18 protein-coding genes are annotated in these 20102 nt (G+C 42.1%); 2 read left to right on the top strand and 16 right to left on the bottom strand.

Translation table 11 applies throughout. The features are described from left to right. Positions 1-140: 140 nt before the first annotated feature. Positions 141-611 (bottom strand): hypothetical protein, encoded by a 471-nt coding sequence (locus ABHC48_RS06890; protein WP_173719178.1) that lies wholly within the window; start codon positions 609-611, stop codon positions 141-143. A gap of 158 nt (positions 612-769) precedes the next feature. Between ABHC48_RS06890 and ABHC48_RS06885 the strand changes: the two genes are divergently transcribed. Then, entirely contained in the window at positions 770-1075 is a 306-nt protein-coding gene (locus tag ABHC48_RS06885) for a helix-turn-helix domain-containing protein (RefSeq protein ID WP_173719177.1), read from the top strand. Between the two features lie 58 nt (positions 1076-1133). Here the strand turns inward: ABHC48_RS06885 and ABHC48_RS06880 are convergent, their stop codons facing one another. The 13 genes from ABHC48_RS06880 to ABHC48_RS06820 form a co-directional block, all read right to left on the bottom strand. Next, a complete protein-coding gene (locus ABHC48_RS06880; protein ID WP_118581757.1) occupies positions 1134-1415 on the bottom strand; it encodes a hypothetical protein in 282 nt (93 codons plus the stop codon). A gap of 149 nt (positions 1416-1564) precedes the next feature. Continuing rightward, entirely contained in the window at positions 1565-1786 is a 222-nt protein-coding gene (locus ABHC48_RS06875) for a DUF3791 domain-containing protein (protein ID WP_195699105.1), read from the bottom strand. A 67-nt stretch (positions 1787-1853) separates the two neighbouring features. Beyond that, positions 1854-2138, bottom strand: a complete 285-nt coding sequence (locus ABHC48_RS06870; RefSeq protein ID WP_118581763.1) for a DUF2442 domain-containing protein — start codon at positions 2136-2138, stop codon at positions 1854-1856. A 19-nt stretch (positions 2139-2157) separates the two neighbouring features. After that, positions 2158-2418 (bottom strand): DUF4160 domain-containing protein, encoded by a 261-nt coding sequence (locus tag ABHC48_RS06865; protein ID WP_118581766.1) that lies wholly within the window; start codon positions 2416-2418, stop codon positions 2158-2160. A 437-nt stretch (positions 2419-2855) separates the two neighbouring features. Further along, the gene (locus ABHC48_RS06860) at positions 2856-3389 is read right to left on the bottom strand and encodes a methylated-DNA--[protein]-cysteine S-methyltransferase (protein ID WP_173716172.1); all 534 of its coding nucleotides are present in this window, start codon (positions 3387-3389) and stop codon (positions 2856-2858) included. Positions 3390-3764: 375 nt separating this feature from the next. Further along, positions 3765-5048, bottom strand: coding sequence for a phosphodiester glycosidase family protein (locus tag ABHC48_RS06855; protein WP_195699104.1), 1284 nt, complete (start codon positions 5046-5048; stop codon positions 3765-3767). 208 nt (positions 5049-5256) lie between these two features. Further along, the gene (locus ABHC48_RS06850) at positions 5257-6915 is read right to left on the bottom strand and encodes a hypothetical protein (protein WP_195699103.1); all 1659 of its coding nucleotides are present in this window, start codon (positions 6913-6915) and stop codon (positions 5257-5259) included. Between the two features lie 335 nt (positions 6916-7250). Continuing rightward, a complete protein-coding gene (locus ABHC48_RS06845) occupies positions 7251-8384 on the bottom strand; it encodes a hypothetical protein (RefSeq protein WP_195699102.1) in 1134 nt (377 codons plus the stop codon). Between the two features lie 10 nt (positions 8385-8394). Next, on the bottom strand, positions 8395-9810 hold the full coding sequence (locus ABHC48_RS06840; RefSeq protein ID WP_118581784.1) for an MBOAT family protein: 1416 nt from the start codon (positions 9808-9810) through the stop codon (positions 8395-8397). 253 nt (positions 9811-10063) lie between these two features. Continuing rightward, positions 10064-11668 carry an FGGY-family carbohydrate kinase gene (locus ABHC48_RS06835; RefSeq protein WP_118581787.1) on the bottom strand — a complete coding sequence of 535 codons (1605 nt, stop codon included), beginning with the start codon at positions 11666-11668 and terminating at the stop codon, positions 10064-10066. 103 nt (positions 11669-11771) lie between these two features. Beyond that, on the bottom strand, positions 11772-13271 hold the full coding sequence (araA, locus tag ABHC48_RS06830; RefSeq protein WP_195699101.1) for an L-arabinose isomerase: 1500 nt from the start codon (positions 13269-13271) through the stop codon (positions 11772-11774). 127 nt (positions 13272-13398) lie between these two features. Further along, positions 13399-14490: a GntR family transcriptional regulator gene (locus tag ABHC48_RS06825; protein ID WP_195699100.1), complete on the bottom strand. Its 1092-nt coding sequence runs from the start codon at positions 14488-14490 to the stop codon at positions 13399-13401. 316 nt (positions 14491-14806) lie between these two features. Then, the gene (locus tag ABHC48_RS06820) at positions 14807-15826 is read right to left on the bottom strand and encodes a low specificity L-threonine aldolase (RefSeq protein WP_195699099.1); all 1020 of its coding nucleotides are present in this window, start codon (positions 15824-15826) and stop codon (positions 14807-14809) included. 553 nt (positions 15827-16379) lie between these two features. On the opposite strand from ABHC48_RS06820, the gene ABHC48_RS06815 reads away from it, so the two are divergent. Continuing rightward, entirely contained in the window at positions 16380-17516 is a 1137-nt protein-coding gene (locus ABHC48_RS06815; protein ID WP_195699098.1) for a sodium ion-translocating decarboxylase subunit beta, read from the top strand. 330 nt (positions 17517-17846) lie between these two features. Here ABHC48_RS06815 and ABHC48_RS06810 read toward each other — a convergent pair whose 3' ends face one another. After that, positions 17847-19016: an ATP-binding protein gene (locus tag ABHC48_RS06810; protein WP_195699097.1), complete on the bottom strand. Its 1170-nt coding sequence runs from the start codon at positions 19014-19016 to the stop codon at positions 17847-17849. Between the two features lie 393 nt (positions 19017-19409). Further along, positions 19410-19853 carry a DUF1700 domain-containing protein gene (locus tag ABHC48_RS06805; protein WP_118581793.1) on the bottom strand — a complete coding sequence of 148 codons (444 nt, stop codon included), beginning with the start codon at positions 19851-19853 and terminating at the stop codon, positions 19410-19412. Between the last annotated feature and the right edge of the window lie 249 nt (positions 19854-20102).

Raw genomic sequence — 20102 nt, 5'->3', positions numbered from 1 at the left:
CTCCCACCCTTTCCTAGCATTTGTTTTTATCGTTATTTTTATACGTTTATACGTATTATTTTACAATATATTTTGTTTAATCTCAATAAAAAAAGACATTGAATATAGCTTTTTTTCTATAGTTCAATGTCTTTTCCTTATTATTCTTTAATCTTTGGCTGTGAATTAACCGGATTGATAGAATCTTCCTTTCTAATTGAATCCTCATTTTCTGATAATGATTTATTCATTTTTTTATTGATATCCATAACATTACGAACCAGCATGACGCCCATCATCTGTAATTCAAAAATGAAGCGCATTGTTATTGGTCCAACGATTAAAAGTACCAATCCAGTTGTAAAGTTACTCTGATCCCCGAAATACGTTTCAGTAACTGAGAACATCATAAAAAATCCAAAACATACGCACATAACTGTTCCCACTACAAATAAGAACTTTAAGATGTCCTCTATATACAACCTCTTAAAATTAAAATAATTATGTAACCACTGTAAATACTTGTTGTCCAGTTTGCCATCATATTTCTTTGGCAATACCTTCACATATAACAGCACGATTGCTGCTACTGTTGCGATCATTCCTATTGTTGCTGCAATTCCAATTGACATAAAGCAGTCCCCCTTCTTTTCTCTTATGTACTTACTATTATAACAGCTTTTTTTCGTTATTCAACTAATATTCGTTATTTTAATACGATATAGCATATTATTTTATCACTGTTTTTCCTCTACTATAAACCATATACTAACAGAAAGACGGTGATATTATGGTGCCTGTGCTTGATAGAATTACATCTTATCGTAATCAAAAAGGCTGGACAGAATACCAGCTTGCTACAAAATCTGGTCTGACTCAATCAACCATCTCTTCCTGGTATCGGAAAGATTTAGTGCCTTCAATTCCTTCTCTTGAAAAAATATGTAGTGCTTTCGGGATTACCCTCTCACAATTCTTTTCTGAAAACGAGGAACCCTATGTGCTTACCAAAACGCAGAGAAATTTACTTGAAGCATCAGCAGCCCTCTCAGAAGAACAACAGCTTGCATTAATCGAATTTATAAAGACTCTTTAAAAGGCTATGCGTATTCCCCACGCATAGCCTTCTCTTTAATACCTTGTATCATTTGAACCTATTCCCTTTTGCATTCCATAAAAAGCTGAAAGGCACACTTGAATCCTTGTGTAAACCCAATTTCTTCTCCTATCTCAGCAATCGCAAATGCCAGATCAACGCCTTCTCGTCCAGTTTTATCTTCAACCTGGATAGAAGCCTTGTTATTTTCCAGAAGTTTTCTGACTTCTGACAGTAATTTTTCATCCTGCCAGCCGCTCCGTCCCAGTTCTTCCAGTTCCATGTCATACAATTTTTTTATCATACTGTCCATAATGTTCTGAACCTGCTCTGGTTCCAATTCTCCCTTCTATGAGCATATCTAAATATTTACACCTTGCTACAGATTTGAAGATATAAAAAAAGAGACCAGAATTCAAATTTCCAGTCTCTAATCAATCTTCTATATAAAATTACAATCCTTCATCACCTTTTGGAATATCAGCTAAATTATGCCTTTCCCAAACCATTGCCTGTAATACTGCTGATATAATCGTCAATGTCCTGTACAATGCAATGATCTCCCATTGTATGCAGCGATTCAAAATACTTTGTAATATCCCCATAGATACCGTATTTTTCAAAAGTTTTTGTCACATCAGCTCCAGAAAGTCCTTTAAAATGGCGGTATCGTTCCATGCAATAAATTAAGAAATTTGATTCCTTACTCATCTCTCACGTCCCTTCTCTACGTGTCACGTAATCGTCATTCAATACTTTACTTCTGACTGACAGCATTTCACGCTATCATACCATTGATTTCCTCGAGTTCATATAACGTAAATGGATCAATATCTACGCAATCAGCTTCGTCCCATTTGCCAGAAATATCCCAGGCAAGCGTTCCATTCATTACCGTACAAGCATTTTTGAAGTTCTCAATATCCCTCATTGGTGCCATAATCTCAGCCTTTAAATCGTTTGTAGCATCATAATCAACTATTTTTCCATCATCAAAAAAGACCTGTACATGAAAATTATCCAAAGGAATCACCTGTACAACTGTAGGAAAATACTCATTCATAAACGTTCACCTCCACATATTATATAAGCGGATTAATTCTGTTCAACGGCTTCATGTCCTTTGACAGCTCCCAGTTCTGCATCAATTCGTCCTGGTGAATTGTACACCACGCCAGTATCAATCGTAATTGCTTATTTGGTAATGATCCCTTTATTACCTGTATATTGTTGATATCAACTAATGCTTTATGTCCATTGTACTCTGCATGGAAATGCGGTGGCATATGGTCATTATAATACATCGTTACCCGAATCCCATAAAATAATGATATCTCTGGCATATACAACATCTCCTTTTCAATGCTTTTTTATAGTGTACCATTTTTTTATAATAAGCGCCATAAAATAGGATAAGAATTTGCCTTTTCATTCTGTTTCCGTACCCAAAATATACCCAAGATTTCTTCCTCACCTATAAACTTTCGTAAACTTCAACACCCGATTTTCCGCGTATTTACGCCATTTCACGTCGTATCAAACTATGCCTTTTATAACCCCTTATTTAATTATTTATACTCCCCTCGAAACACCCGGTAGCTCCCCTACCGGGTGTTTCTCTTTGGATTTATAAGGGTTTGCGGGGTTTTGGGGTTCACCATTTTCGTAATATTTCTGTAACATTTAATAGATATGTCCAAAATATGTCCAAGATTCTATTTTCCGTCCAATCTTGGCTCTCCAAAATAACCCAAAATGAGGACAGTTTTATCACTGCCTCCTACAATGCTGTCCCTTTCTTTGGAACAAATAAATAACTCATATCCGCGTGTTCCAGTTCAAGCAACGAAAGCTTTTTATCAATTCCCCCGGCATACCCTGTCAGACTTCCATTTGTGCCTATCACACGATGGCAGGGAATGATAATAGAAATTTCATTGTGTCCAACCGCACCTCCAACTGCCTGGGCAGACATGCGGGATACATTTTTCATCTCTGCCATTTTGCGGGCAATTTCTCCGTATGTGATCGTCTGTCCATAGGGAATCTGCAATAAAATCTTCCACACTGCCTGTCTGAATGTTGAGCCGTCCGGATGAAGTGGCGGAGTAAATTTCGGTTCTTCACCGGAGAAATAAACATCCAGCCATTTTTTCGCTTCCGTGAGAATCTCTGTTTCCTGTGGAATATGCTTGTCTGGAAGTGTATTCGCAAAATATTTCTGTCCTTCAAACCATAGACCAGTAATTCCCACTTCATCTGCCGCCAGTAAAATATGCCCTAACGGCGATTTATATTTGTATGTGTATATCATATTTATACCTCAAAAATGCATGGAATCCTACGATTCCTATGAACAGATTTACAAAACAAAGTTTCCATTTTCCCTTAACCACTCATCCGCTGAGCAAAATCATCACCATCTGCACACAAGTGGTTCCGCAGGTGTAGCCACCATACTGACGCAGGTTCGGGATATCGATAAAAACATCAGCATCCTGGGTCTGCCCAGAATAAGGGAGACTGAGCAGATGGACTCTCTACCGCCTGCACCTGGTAAGTGAATAACAAGAAACATATGGCACCATCAAAAGCACCTGGTATCAAAATTCTGCATAGCTTTTTCATTTAGGCTCCTCATTCACCGTTCATACAACATGCTCCTTAAATGCTTTTCATTGTCAACACATCAATTTGTAAAATACAGAAAATCCCCACATGGTCTCTCATAATTATTAATCAGCTTATTCATGACCTGACCATTGTAATACAATGTGGCGGAGCCGCCGCCGTCCAGGTTGTAGGCGTACTGACAACCATAGCTATTGAAGATATTAACAAGATCCCAGTGGTTCAGACCGGCGTAACTGCCAGTGTCGGTGACAAGAAGCACATAAATGCCAGGTTTCACCATTCCCACAGCAGTTCTCGGATAATATTTGGCTGTTTCTGACCAGGCAGGCTGGGCCTGTCCATCTTTGATCAGAATCGGACCAAAATTATAGGTATCTTTCACGCCCTCTTCCAGAAGAGCTTCGCCTTTTAATCCCTGCTCTGGTGTATAAATAGTGCCATCATATTTTACAGCCATTACGCTGTAACTGGTCTCATAATTTCCATAAATCACACCATTCTTGATACACATTCCAAGAGGTGACGGCCGCCCTGTCTGGTAACTAAACGCACTTCCATTCACTCCGATAATACCCCCATTACCAGAAACCGCACCGGAGGTAGTCTGTCTGGCACCACCATAGGTTCCATAAGATAAAGCGGATTTCAGCTGTCCGGAATTTTTGATTTTTATCAGCGCTACCCAGTAAGGAACATTATGTGTGGATTTTCTGCGCAGATCAATATTAAGAGAGCTGCTTTTATATGTATAGCGGTTATCATTCACCTTCACATCCGGTCTGGTCTGTCCGGTTCTTCTCCCGCTATCATTTACATAATATTTTCCCACCCACACATTTGTATACAAAGCACCTGTTTTCTTATCAAAATAATAACGATATTCACCAATTTTCTGCCATCCTGTTGCCATTCTGGAATTAGGAAGGAAATAATATCGCTTTCCTCCGTAGCTCAGCCAGCGGTTGGCAATTGCCACACCTGACTTATTAAAATAATAAGAGTATTTTGTTCCAGTAGCCCAGCGGTTACGGAACATAATGCCATTCTTCCGGTTATAATAATACCGTTTTCCGCCTGATTTCAGCCAGCCTGTATAGCGTTTGCCATTCTTTGTGCTGTAATAACGCTGACCTTTGTAGGTAATTTTTCCCCAAAGCAGTTTTCCCTTGGAATTATAAAAATAATAGTCTTTCCCCCGCTTCACCCAACCATGCTTTTTCGAAGTGATACTCACAGTCGTATTGGATGCCTTCACATAAGAAGCCGCCCACACCGAAGAGGAACACATGGTAAATATCAAAAACAGAAAACAGATAATCCCAAAGCTTCTTTTTTTCAATTCCTTCCCCCCCTCATTTCAATAAAAAAATCGTAACGGTTCAGTACCTTCACAGTTACACGCTCCGTGATGCACCTAACTCACTAAACGGTCCTTTACTTTCTAATTATAAAAAAATACGAGGCAGACAAATTACTTCGTCTGCCCCGCTGTATTTGCCTTGCTGCAGGTAATTATTATGCGGCTGCCTGCTCGCATAAATTACTGATTAAGCTGCCGGTGTCTCACTGTCATCCAGTGTATCTCCAGCCATATCTGTCTGCTCTTCGGACTCAGCAACACCATCTGTCTCCGTACTCTCAATATCGCTGTCGCCTGTAGCAGCGATCACATCGTCCAGCCATCCCTCAGGCATGCCTGCGCTGGTCAGATTCTCTGTGATTGCATCCATATTCATGGAAGCTGTATAAGCTTCAATTTCATCATCATTACTGAAATCATAAACATCTGTCAGGGAAGCAACATCAACTGCGGCAAGTGCCTCTCCGCCATTGCCGCCTGTCAGAGAAACTGAACCAAGAGTCGCACCACCTGCTGCAATAGCTAGATTCCAGTCAATGCTGTCCTCATCTGCACCATCGGCTGTAAAGATCAGCTGCATTCCACCAAATGGATCATAGGAATTTCCATCTTCATCTTCCACAGGCGCTCCGGAAATTGTGTAAGTTCCCTTCCAGATTCCGTCCTGTACTGCCTTGGTATCATAATCTGTAACATCAATCACAGCTGCATCCGCTTCACCGGAAGAAATCGTGTAAGTTCCGCTTAACAGGTCACCTTTCAGCTCACCGCTTCCTTCAATTGCAACCTTGTCATCTCCGGAACCCAGCTGCATGGAAAATCCTCTCTTATCTCCATCCGCTGTACACAGATATCCGAAAAGCTCTTCCTCCTGCTCATCATTCAGAAGGAACTGGCGTCCAACAACCTCTCCGTCACTGTCAACCCATGCCCTTAAAATAAATCCGGACTCGTCAGTCTCATCAGCTTCTGTATCCAGATCTTTCTCCATATCCTCGATTACTTCCAGGAAAGTCTCATAAGTATAATCTGGATCATTCATGGCTTCTGTCCAGGTCTCAATAAGCCCCTTCAGTTCTTCATCAGACTTGGCTGTATCCAGAATCTGCTGGAACATTGGAAGTGCCTCTGCCTGTGTAACATGTCCTTCCAGAACGCTAAGCTCCTGACTTACATCTCCTGCAACAGCTTCCTGTGCTCCAGGATTCTCAGCATCTGCAACATTATCAAAAATAATATCTGTGTATCTTGTAAGAATAGATGTCACTAAGTCTGCTTCCGGAAGGTTCTCCAGAGTGGAAAAATAGCTGTTCATGCTATCTGCCAGATCAAGACTCGTGGTAAAGGAAGAATCCAGTTCCTGATCTGCCTCTTCCACTGCTTCCTGAGTCATCTGCTCCATATTCATTTTAATATAGCCATCACTCAGCTCCGGAATTCTCATATAAATTTCAGAATTCTCTGTATCAAAATAATATTCTATTGTACAGATCTTGGTTCCATTTACATTCACATCCATAAACTCAGTCATGGACTTATCAGACATGCTTACATTTCCACTGATGGAAGCATCCGCCAGCCAGGAGATATCCACAGGAGAAAGCATTCCCAGAATTGCTTTTCCACCATCTTCCAGACTTACCTTTATTTCCGCATTTCCCTTAACTTCTTCTGTATCCATTTCAGAAAGGCTCTTTGCGTAATCAGCACCAAATTCCTCGATCATTTTGGCAAAGGCTGCTTTCTCAGTTTCCTTGTAAGAATCTGCTGCCCATGTGGTAGCCGGTACTGCACTGATTCCCATAAGGGATGCTAACAAAATTGCGGTAATTTTCTTTCTCTTCATAAGATCCTCCTTTGGTATAAATCCTTACGGATTCTGCAATCTTCCCGTTGCTGTTTGCTGGTAATTCCCAACTGCTCTCATTACCAGTTAAGCAGCCAGTTTCTGTCAACGATCCGTCACGGACTATACAAAGTTCCATAACAGACATATCTGGCAAAACAAGTTAATATCAGAATAGCATTTGCCGAACTCATTGTCAATAACCCATAAATATTCTGACGATTCCCGTGACAAAAAAGTGGTTACTGTTCCATCTGTGACCAATAAAACAAAAATTTTTCCCACAAACAAATCTTATAAATCCGGACAGGCTCTGATATATCATATTGTACCATTTACTCTCCACTGTCCTGTATAATATAACTATCCAGTTTTTCCATATACCTCTGGTCACGCTCAACAGTAATCACAATCACGTCATCCGGTTCATATTTATCCAAAAGCTCCTGGTCAAAGTCATCAATTCTCACAAATATGGTTTTCTGATAGCGATAGGGCATGTATTTTTCAAGGCGGAGTCGAAAAGAATCCCCGATCACCATTAAAGTTTTCTCATTCTCCGAATTGGATTTAAACACTTTCAGGATCTCCTCGCCGCCTTCACTCTCCTCTTTTTTCACCTTGTAACGGATACCATCGTGAAAATAATTCAACCCATACTCCCTGTCATCATTCAGCTCTTTATACCGCCCGATCATCCTGGACAGATCCCCCCTGCAAGGTTTAGTTCCGATCAGAACCTGAATATCTTCGATTGGCAGACTTTCACCTGTCATATCCTGTACAATTTTCTCGTTGGTAATATAGCCGCCTAAATTGTTCATATGAGTATCATATTTTCGGAACAGCTGGTATTTTTCAGTAAACTCCCTCAGATAATCTGCCAGAAAATCAAATTCCACGTCGGAATTTTCTTTCATATATTTTGCAAAAGTCTCCATTCTGGAATCCCCGATTCCAATCACCTTTGGCTTCTCCGGCATATACTTCGAATAAAGTGTCTCTTTGTTGGGAGCCACGTAGTAATGGAATTGTTTCACGCCCCTGTTCAGGAACCAGTCCCGTACTTTTGCAATTCCGGATGCAATTTCCGCACTTTGTTCCAGTGTATACACATTGGTTTTCTGGTAATCTGCCATGGCATTTTCTCCCTCCCTTTCCGGCAGGTAAAACAGCCAGTTATCTTCTCCGATCACCACATCCCCGATCTTTGTATTGCGGAAAAATTCCGTATCAATAAAGTTGCAGAACTTCACCAGGTCATTTTTGAAGGGCACATGATCCTTATAATACGCCTCAAACTGCTCCGGGAAGTCTCCCAGAGATTCCAGATTCACCTCCGGAAATTCAGCCAGTTTTCTGTTTTCATTGTTTTCCGTATCAAATCTGCCGGAAAATCCAGCCCACACCACTCCTGGCAGAACCAGACTTCCTGCAAATAATACGATCAGAATTTTCTGTTTTCTCATATGCTTCCTGTTAAAATCTGAAATAAATAAACGGGTTATAGCTGTTATTTACAAGTGCCGCCACACTCAGCCAGAAAATCACCATACAGGCGATCATTCTCGGAACTGTCACCATTCCATTGGCAGGGATTTTTCCAGCGGAATGTACCCGGACCTTCTCATATATCTTCTGCAAAACTCCTGCAAATAAAACACCCATAACGATCAGAAAGATCATTTTGCTGTCAAGATATGCAGAAAGAAGAATGGTTCCTCCATGTGCCACAAACATATTTCTCACATAAGTGAAAAACAGGGAAATATTTTCTGCACGGAACAGAATCCATCCAAAAAACACCGCGGTCACTGTGTAGCCCCAGCCCACGATTCCAGGCAGTTTTTCCAGTTTTTTCCCAAGCCACACACGTTCCAGTATAAGAAAAAGGCCATGATAAAGCCCCCAGAGGATAAACGCTATTCCAGCCCCATGCCACATTCCGGTAAGGAAAAATACGATAAGCAGGTTTCGATAGGTGCATGCCGCGCCTTTGCGATTTCCTCCCAAAGGAATATAGACATAATCACGAAACCAGGAAGACAGAGAAATATGCCATCTGTGCCAGAATTCCTGCACGGAACCAGCTGTATAGGGATAATTGAAATTTTCCTGGAATTCAAATCCGAACATTTTTCCAAGACCAATGGCCATATCGGAATATCCGGAAAAATCGTAATAAATCTGCATCATGTAAAGAATTGCGCCCAGCCACAGAGCCTTCCTGGATACCGCGTATGGACCATATTTAAAAATTTCATCCACCACACGGGCAAAGGAATTGGCAAGGAGAACCTTTTTCCCAAGTCCCCAGCAAAAACGCATTATCCCGGCTGCAAATTTTCGGATAGTCTCTTTTCTTCCTGTAATCTGAGCTGCAATGTCGCGATATTTTACAATAGGTCCTGCGATCAGCTGTGGGAAAAAGGAAATATACAAAAGCATATGCCAGAAATTATGCTGTGCCGGCACCTCTCCCCGGTACACATCGATCACATAGGACAACGCCTGGAAAGTATAAAAAGAAATTCCAATTGGAAGCGCCACCTGAAAAAGAGTGGTTCCTATTCCATCTGCTGAAAAAAGTCCGGTTATGGCTTCTGTCAGAGTTCCAAAATACTTGAAATATCCCAGCAGCCCCAGATTAATAAGCAAAGTTGCCACAAGAATCTTTTTTTTCCTGGTCTGATATTTTTCAATCAGAATTCCGCCAGTAAAATTCACTGCCACGGAAAACAACATAAGGAAAACATAAAGTGGCTCTCCCCATGCATAAAAAAGCAGACTGAAAAATACCAGGATTCCATTTCGGATTTTTCCGGGACTTATATAATATGCTGCCAGTACTAAGGGCAGAAAGATCCATAGAAAGAGCATCGAGCTGAAAACCATGTGTATCTCCTTTATTTTTCAAACAGGCTCCAGAGCATGTTTGTCTGTCAATGCTCAGTATTATAACATAAAAGACCCTCCCCATACCAGTATCCTGAAAAAATTCACATTCTGGTATGAGAAAGGTCTCCGTTTTTTAACTGAGAGAAAAATCCATCCGTTCTCACTTATTTCGTATTATAACTGCACAGAACTTTTTTCGCGTGCAGATTACGGGAATGATCTGAGGCATACCCTCCTCATTCCAAGCCACTTACCAGATTTTGGAGTCCACAGCTGCGCGCTCGATCGGCAGGCCTTTCATATATCTTTCCATGAACATATTAAAGCCTTCTACACCCTCCGGATCTGGATTCAGGGTGCTTCCCTGATTTCCTGCAAATACCTTGGTATCCAGGAAGTCTTCCAGGGTCTCATTCTCCTCTTTGTTTACAAGATAGGAAGCGAGCACTGCAATTCCCCATGCACCGCCTTCACCGGCAGTCTCCATAACAGAAACCGGGGCATTTACAGCATCTGCAAGGATCTGCTGTCCAACACCTTTTGTCTTAAACAGTCCGCCATGACCAAGAAGACGGTCAACCTTTACCCCCTCTTTCTTAAACAGGATGTCAAGACCAACTCTCATAGCGCCAAGGCAGGTATAAAGATTGGTTCTCATAAAGTTGGCAAGATTGAATTTGCTCTCTGGAGAACGTACAAACAGTGGTCTTCCTTCTGTAAATCCAGTCATATGCTCACCGGAGAAATAGCAGTAGGACAAAAGTCCGCCGCAGTCCACATCTCCCTCCAGAGCCTTGTTGTATAAGGTTCCGAAAAGCTTGTTCATATCAGCTTCCATACCCATTGCTTCTGCAAACTCACGGAAAATATTTACCCATGCATTCAGATCAGAAGTACAGTTATTAGAGTGTGCCATTGCAACCGGATGTCCGGATGGAGTCGCAACCATATCAATTTCAGAATATGGTGCAGATAACTCCTTTTCCAAAACAATAGAGGCAAATACGGAAGTACCTGCGGAAACATTTCCGGTACGCTTTGCAACGCTGTTGGTAGCTACCATTCCAGTGCCAGCATCACCTTCCGGCGGACACATAGGAATTCCGGCTTTCAGCCTGCCTGTTACATCAAGAAGCTTTGCTCCCTCTTCTGTCAGGCAGCCAGCATCCTGTCCCGCAACAAGACATTTCGGCAGAATGCCGCGAAGCTTCCATGGGAACCCATAAGAAGCAACCTGCTCATCAAACTGCTGAACCATTTTTTCATTGTAATCCCTGGTAGTGCTGTCCACTGGGAACATTCCTGCAACATCGCCAATTCCAAGAACTCTTTTTCCAGTCAGTTTCCAATGTACATATGCCTCCAGAGTGGCAATATAATCAATATCTTTTACGTGAGGCTCGCCTTTTAAAATTGCCTGATACAGATGTGCGATACTCCATCTCTGAGGAATATTATACTGAAAAAGTTCGGACAGTTTTCTGCTTGCCTCTCCCGTAATATTATTTCTCCAGGTTCTGAACGGAACCAGAAGATTTCCTTCTTTGTCAAATGGCATGTAGCCGTGCATCATGGCGCTGATTCCAATAGCACCAACGCTTGTCAGCTCCACACCATATTTCTCCTCTACATCCTTTGCCATCTGCTGATAACAGTCCTGCAAACCGGACCAGATATCTTCCAGACTGTATGTCCATACACCATTCTCATAGCGGTTCTCCCACTCGTGTCCGCCGGATGCGATCGGTGCATTATTTCCATCTACCAGAACTGCCTTGATTCTTGTGGAACCGAACTCGATTCCAAGTGCTGTCCTGTTATCCAGGATTGCCTGCTTTGCTTCTGCTGCTCCCATGTGTAAAATCCTCCCGTTGTCTTTTTATAATGTGTAACATTCTTCACTGTTCAACCCAACGCCGTAAACAGGCTCCAGAGCGTGTTTGCCATTCTATGCGTTTTTACCTTCGAAACGCAATTTCATTCCAGCGAAGCTCATTCTTGAAGTTACGGATTGTAGTATCTTTGTCAATGTATACAGCTTCAATTCCCATTGCTGCAGCCCAGTCACCCATCTGCTCTGCTGTAAGATCATAAGTAAAGGCAGTATGATGTGCTCCACCTGCAAGGATCCATGCTTCTGCGCCGGTAGCCAGATCTGGCTGTGGTGTCCAGAATGCACTTCCTACAGGAAGCTTCGGCATAGGTTTCTCAACCTTCTTGCAATCTACATCATTGATGATCAGACGGAATCTGTCCCCCAGATCAACAAGGGATGTTGCGATTGCAGGACCTGTCTTGGATGTAAATACAAGTCTCGCAGGATCCTCTCTCTCACCCATGCTAAGCGGGCAGACTTTAATAACCGGCTTGCCATCTGCTACGGATGGGCAAACCTCCAGCATATGTGACTGCAGGATTCCCTCTTTTCCAGGAACAAGATTGTAGGTGTAATCTTCCATCATGGAGGTTCCCTTAGCGTCCTTCATGCCTGCTGTCATAATCTTCATCAGACGGACCATTGCAGCTGTTTTCCAGTCACCTTCTGCGCCAAATCCATAGCCCTTCTCCATAAGTCTCTGGATTGCCAGTCCCGGAAGCTGCTTCAGTGCTCCAAGATCACCGAAATGAGTTACGATTGCCTGATAGTTTTTCTCTTCCAGGAATTTCTCAAAGCCTATCTCAATTCCTGCTTGTACTGCTACATGACGCTTGAATTCTTCCGGGTCTCTTCCCTCAGAAAGAATGTCATATTTATTATAATATTCTTCCACAAGAGCGTCAATATCTCCCTTGGAAACAGCGTTCACATATTCTGCGATTTCATTTACCGGATAGGCATCAACTTCCCAGCCAAATTTAATCTGAGCTTCTACCTTATCCCCCTCTGTAACGGCAACATTTCGCATATTGTCGGCCACACGGCAAACTCGGATGTGGCTGCTCTCCATAATGCCAACAGCAGTTCGCATCCAGGAAGCCAGACGCTCCTGAACCTTTTTGTCAGCCCAGTGGCCCACAATTACCTTTCGCTTGATTCCCATGCGGGTTACCATGTGACCATACTCGCGGCCACCGTGTGCGGACTGATTCTCGTTCATAAAGTCCATGTCAATGGTGTCGTAAGGGATTTCCTGGTTGAACTGTGTGTGAAGGTGGCAAAGAGGCTTTCTGTATTCTTTCAGACCAAGTATCCAGGATTTTGCCGGGGAAAAAGTATGCATCCAGGTGATCACACCAGCACAGTCTTCATCAGCATTTGCCTCATTGAAAGTCTTACGGATAAGTTCATTGGTAATCAGAGTTGGTTTCCATACAATCTCGTATGGAAACATACCGGATTTGTTCAGCTCTTCCACAATAATACGGGAATGCTCAGCTACTTTACGGAGACACTCATCCCCATAAAGATCCTGTGAACCTGTACAAAACCAGAATTTGTAATTTCTTCCTGTTTTCATTGTAAAAATCCTCCTGTTTATTATATTTTTGTAAATATTGTTATTGATTCAATTTTTCAGACGGTGGTTTGCGATGTATATTTCCAATTGTAAGGGAACAATTATCAGTGATTCTTTGCAGCAAATATCATTTAAGCCTTCTGCAGGAACCACGAACAATTAATTCCGGCTGAATCAGACGTTCTACTTTGCTATCCGCTTCTGACACTCCATTGATTTTTTCTAATATCAATTCTGCTGCCATCTCTCCAAGCCGCTCCTGTGGATGGGCAATGGTTGTGATTCCGGTTCCGCGCTGGGCATAGAGGGAATTGTCATAGCCTGTAACGGAAATATCCTTTGGTACTTGAAGACCACAATCTTCAAGAGATTCAATCACCTGTACAGCAATCTGATCATTGTAGCAGACGATACCATGAGGAAGCGATCCGGTTTTTACCATTTCTTTTACCATCATAGATGGTTTACTCCGCCGATCTTCGGTGTGGAACCATACTACCAGATCTGGATCATAAGGAATACCCGCCTCCTGCAATGCCCTCACATACCCTTTATGTCTCTGGATACCCTGAATGTCATCTGCCTTGAAAAAACCGGTAATCCTGCGGTGTCCCTGCTCCAGAAGGTACTTTGTCACCAGATAGCCGCCCCTGGTATCATCCATAAGAATGTGGGGCTTGTCCTTCATTTCCGTGTAAATTCCCTGGATAAAAATGTATGGAATCTGATATTTCTCTAGATTTTCGTAAAGGCCAGGATGCCGACAGCTAAGCTGGCTTTTACTTGGCTCTATGATCAGACCATCAATATCTTTCTGCAAAAGCTCTTCTAGACATTTTGCCTCTTTCTGACGGCTGTTACCTGTATTTTTCAAAATGATGCTGTAGCCCTGTTCAGACAGTACATTATCCATTCCCTGAATCAGCCTTGGGAAAATGTAGTCGGAAATATAAGTTGTCACTACCGCAATGTTTCTGGACTTTTTCATATGGCGCATTTTCTCGGAACAAAAGGTTCCTTTTCCATGACAGGCTTCTATATAGCCTTCCTGTTCCAGAAGACTAAGTGCCTTTCGCACCGTATGCCGGCTGAGGGAATATTGTACTGTAAACTGATTCTCTGATGGCAGCTTCTCTCCTGGCTGAATCCTGCCGGAAATGATCTTCTCTTTTAGTTCTTCCATCAGAGTAAAATATTTTGGCTTGCCATTTTCAGTCATTCTTCCTTCCTCCTGTTTCCATCTTACAACTTGTACGCACATACGGACAAGTTGTTGTGTTTGGATATTGTATATAAAATAATCAGCTATATTTTATGCTTTTTTAACAAATGTTGGGGATTCTAAAATGAAAGAAGTGAAAACATAAGATTTTATTTACAGAATGGCTATGTAAATCAACGCTTACATAGCCATCTGTTTTACACAAGTGTTATCTCATTTACACAATGGGCATCCGAAATTCATACTTTCACAGGACCTTACCGCCTGCACGATAACAAACAACACTCGCGAAACATAACTTTTTCTTGTTTTATTACAATGTCTTAATCAGCGAGTCAATGTCTTCCATTTTCGTTGCCCAACTTGTTGCAAAGCGGACTACTGTATGACTATCATCATATTTTTCCCAAAAGCTGAACTTCACTTTTTCGCCCAATTCCTCCATTTTCTTATTTTCCAGGATAACAAAAATCTGATTGGTTGGGGAATTAATGAAAAATTCATAGCCCTTCTCTTTTAATGCAGCTTTCAGTTTTGCAGCGGTTTCAATAGCATTTTTACTGATTTCCAGGTACAGATTTCCTGTAAAAAGAGTATCAAACTGAATTCCAAGCAGTCTGCCTTTCGCAAGAAGCGCTCCCTGCTGTTTGATCATAGTAAAGAAATGTTTCAGTGCTTTCTTCGGAAAAACGACTGCTTCACCGCACAGGGCACCAACCTTGGTTCCTCCGATATAAAATACGTCTGTATAATTTGCAATATCTTTCAAAGTCACATCTGTCTCTGCCACCAGTCCATAGCCCAGTCTGGCTCCGTCCAGGAATAGCGGGATCTCATATTCCCTGCATATACTGGAAATATCTGCCAGTTCCTGCTTTGTGTAAAGAGTTCCGTATTCTGTCGGATGTGAAATATAAACCATGCCTGGAAAAACCATGTGATCATAGCTTCCGTCTGCGTAGTAGGTCTGGAGATAATCTTTCAGATCTGCGGCAGAAATTTTACCATTGTCCTGGGGAAGTGGAAGAACTTTATGTCCGGTAAATTCTATTGCTCCGGCTTCGTGCGCATTTACATGACCGGTAACTGCGGAAAGCACTCCTTCATACCGGTTCAACACGGACGCGATCACCACTGCATTTGTCTGGGTACCCCCTACCAGGAAATAGACCTCCCCATCTGGACAGCCACATGCCTCTTTTATTTTTTCCTTCGCTTTGTCACAGAAAGGATCCTGTCCATATCCCGGAACCTTTTCCATATTGGTTTCCATTAATCTTTTTAAGATTGCCTCATGAGCACCTTCACAATAATCATTTTCAAAATACAACATGATGTAACTCCTTTGTTTCATATTTTTCACTTGTACCATACAGGTATATTTTACTTTGATTTCGTTTTTTAATCATATACCTGCCCTGAATTTTTTACAAGAAAAATGTTTCCGGATAACAGTTCCGTAACCAAATGGCCAATAAATTCTTTCTTTTATATAATTCAGGGTTGACATTCCCACCTTTGCCGAATTATAATTACCACAACAAAATACATTTGCAGTCACGCTTCAATAAAAGGGAGTAGCTGGCATATCAAATGCACTGTTTCTGGTTTAGTGCATTTTTGTATATGGATTTTCATGCGTCAGAACGGTAGACAGTTCCATGAATCTGTCGCCCGCAGAAAATTGAAATGGCAAGACTTTTATTACAATAGTCGCATATCTTCAGATATGCAGTATTGTAATAAAAGTCTTTTTTATACCCCAAAAACAGGTTATAAAATGCCTTCCCTACAAGGCTTTCATTTTTATAACAATATTAACATTATGCAAGTATTTTTATCTATTTAAGCGCTTACATTCAAACACCCAAAAGGAGGAAAAAGAAATGGAATTTTTAACAGACGGAATCCTTGCATTAACCTGGCAGCAAATTGTGATGTTTGCCGTCGGAATCACCCTGATCTGGCTGGCTATCAAAAAGGGATTTGAACCAGCCCTGCTTCTGCCAATGGGCTTTGGTGCCATACTTGTGAACCTGCCTTTTTCCGGAGTTTTAAACCAGACTCTGGCTGGCGGGATCCAGGCAAACGGAGTCATTGAATGGCTGTTCCATGCGGGAATTGAAGCCTCAGAAGTCATGCCGATTTTACTTTTCATCGGAATTGGCGCTATGATCGACTTCGGTCCCCTGCTTTCCAATCCCTCTTTGTTCCTGTTTGGCGCAGGTGCACAGCTTGGAATTTTTGCTGCAATTTTACTGTCCACCATCCTTGGATTTGACCTAAAAGACGCTGCTTCTATCGGAATCATCGGTGCTGCCGACGGACCTACTTCCATTCTGGTATCCCAGGTCCTGAATTCCAAATATATCGGCGCCATTGCAGTTGCCGCCTATTCCTACATGGCACTTGTCCCAATTGTACAGCCCTTTGCCATCCGGCTTGTCACTACAAAGAAGGAACGCTGCATTCACATGGAATATAATCCGAAATCCGTTTCCAAAACCATGAAGATTGCTTTTCCCATTATAGTTACTGTAATCGTGGGGCTGGTAGCACCTCAATCCGTTGCGCTGGTTGGATTTCTCATGTTCGGCAACCTGATCCGGGAATGCGGCGTCCTGGGCACCCTGTCCGACACAGCCCAGAATATTCTGGCAAATCTGATCACCCTGCTTCTTGGAATCACCATTTCCTTCAGCATGCGTGCAGAACAGTTTGTAACAAAAGAGACCTTACTGATCCTGGTAATCGGACTTTTTGCTTTTGTCATGGACACCATCGGCGGCGTTCTCCTGGCAAAATTTATGAATCTTTTCCTGAAAAAAAAGATCAACCCAATGATTGGCGGTGCCGGAATTTCTGCATTTCCAATGTCCTCCCGAGTTGTTCAGAAAATGGCCATGGAAGAAGATCCCACAAATGTAATTCTCATGCAGGCCGCCGGTGCCAACGTGTCCGGACAGATTGCTTCTGTAATCGCAGGCGGCATGGTTATCAACCTGGTCACAAAATTTTTATAAAAAAATTTTTATAATGAGGAGGGTCTTATCTATGAATACATCCAATATCATTATTGCACTTGAAATCATGGCAAAAGGAATGGCAGGAATCTTTACTGCCATTCTGATCATCATTCTTTGTGTATGGCTTCTCGGAAAAATCGGAAAATAAATACTCCAATATATCTATAGCGCTTCTCTTTTCATCCCCTACAAAAAACGAGCCAAGGTCACATGCAGCATTGACCTTGGCTCAATATTTTTACTAATACATCGTTTCGTAAATAACTATACCAATCGCGTAGGATGTAGATCCGAGTGTGCAGGTCTAAAATCCACATTTTCTCTCTGTTACTCTACTGCATCAGCAGCATTCTCAGAGGCAGAACCGGGCTCCCCATCATAATTTTCCAGGAAAGAATGTCTCACACCATATTGTTTATATCCCACAACTGTATCAATATTTACATTCTCTACGCTCTTGAAAATGTTGCCCTCTACAAACGGATTCACCTTTTTCAGGTCACGGATCAGTTCCTTGATTTCTACACGTTTGGAGCGATTTTCGTTATTGCAGGTAGTGCAGGTATCTGTAAATTTACATGCACACTGAATAAAATGGAGATCATTGTAGTCACGCCATGCCTTAATATCATCCTCCCGCACCAGATACAATGGACGGATCAGTTCCATTCCCTCAAAGTTGGTGCTGTGAAGCTTGGGCATCATAGTCTGTACCTGGGCACCGTAAAGCATGCCCATAAGAATGGTCTCAATCACATCATCATAGTGGTGACCCAGTGCAATCTTGTTGCAACCCATTTCTTTTGCAAAAGCATAGAGATGCCCGCGGCGCATTCTTGCGCAAAGATAACAAGGAGATTTCTCCACATTAAATACAGACTCAAAAATATCAGACTCAAAAATACGAATAGGAATATTTAACCTTCTGGCGTTTTCCTCGATTACCTGACGGTTGGCCGGACTGTAGCCCGGATCCATAACCAGAAATTTCACTTCGAAATCAAATTTATTATGAAGCTTCAGTTCCTGGAAGCACTTTGCCATCAGCATAGAGTCCTTGCCGCCGGAAATACAGACTGCAATCCTATCTCCCGGCTTCACAAGCTCGTAAGTATTGATTGCCTTGGTAAACCTGGACCAGATTTTTTTCTTAAATTTCTTGCGAAGACTGATCTCCACATTTTTCGCAAAATCTTCGTCCTGTGAACTCTTCATGGCATCCATAAGCCAGGCAATGTACCCTTTCTCAAGGCTTACTGCATCCAGCCCCTCTTCCTCGAGCTTCTTAGCGATTTCTTTACTATTGATTCCGCGGCTGCAGCAAATAACCAGTTTTCTGGTCTTATCCACTTCCGGATTCTCCATGATTTCCTCTGGCTTACAGGCCAAAGCCCCCTTAACAGCGCCATGGGAAATCTCAATCTCGTCGCGGACATCAATGATCTGATAGGACTCCGCTGGTAACTTTTTTAATTCTTCTATTGTTATACTGCTCATTTAAATCCTTCCCTGAATATATTCTATAATGCCCATACTTTATATCACGATCTCAACAAAACTGTAACTCATTCCTGCTCAGAAGAAACCTTGCTGAATATGATTGTTACTGTTCACTGGTCACGTTCCGCGAGGCGTTTTTTGTGAACAAAGTTCACAGAAAACCCGAGAATTGCGGCGCGAAATCATGCGAATGCATGATTTCTGTGCATCGCGAAGCGCGTTACTGTGAACGGAGTGAACAGTAACATATGATTCTCTAAAGCATGTCCGACATTTTTTTGTTACAAAACGGACATGTCGTCTATCGGCGACATCTCTATATATGAAAATCAGCTGCTGTGCGCCTGCGACACTCCCGCATCTGCCGTTCGTGACGTTCATAGTATCATGTTAATTCCGATTTTTTATCAGTGACACAATAAACAAAATCAACGCCAGTACCGCAAAAAACGGAATCACTGCCACCAGAATATGAAACAGCAAAAAGACGACTATCAGCAGGATCACCACGCCCAGAAGTTTGCTGTACCAGGTATCAAACCGCCATACATGTACATGATTCCGGCTGGAGCTCTGGGTATTCTGTGCGTCATCCGAATAGGTGCTGTACTCCTCATAATCCAGCTGCCCGTTATCCACATCTGTATCCAGCAAAGTCCTGGCGATCAGCCTGGGATCTCCAAGTTCATCAAGAACCTGCTGCTCATCGCGTCCACTACGTACCTGTGACTGAATATAATCTTCATAGTAACGCACATGCGCCGCCACCTTACCCTCATGCATCTGTCCGGACAGCTGACTTCTCAATGTATCCAGAAATTCTGTTCTATTCATTCAATTATTCAACCTTTCTTATATAAAACCACGAATCATTATCCTGTTTCAAACAGGCTCTGTGCATTTTCTATTCTAACAATACTTGCCCTCATACGCAACTATCCAAGTCATAAAATTTTTATGAAGTCTGAAGCGGAGATTGTATTTTTCAATTCGGGTAGATTTTATCCACGTTCAAAGCATTTGTTATTTTTCACAAATATACATCGTCTTTTTTGACAATAATGCTGTCTGTTAATTTATTGA

It is taken from the genome of Ruminococcus sp. 1001136sp1, from assembly GCF_039841815.1.
Lineage (GTDB): Bacteria > Bacillota > Clostridia > Lachnospirales > Lachnospiraceae > Blautia_A > Blautia_A faecis.
Note: the sequence above shows the minus strand (reverse complement) of the source record. Positions and strands in the feature narration are given on the sequence as shown.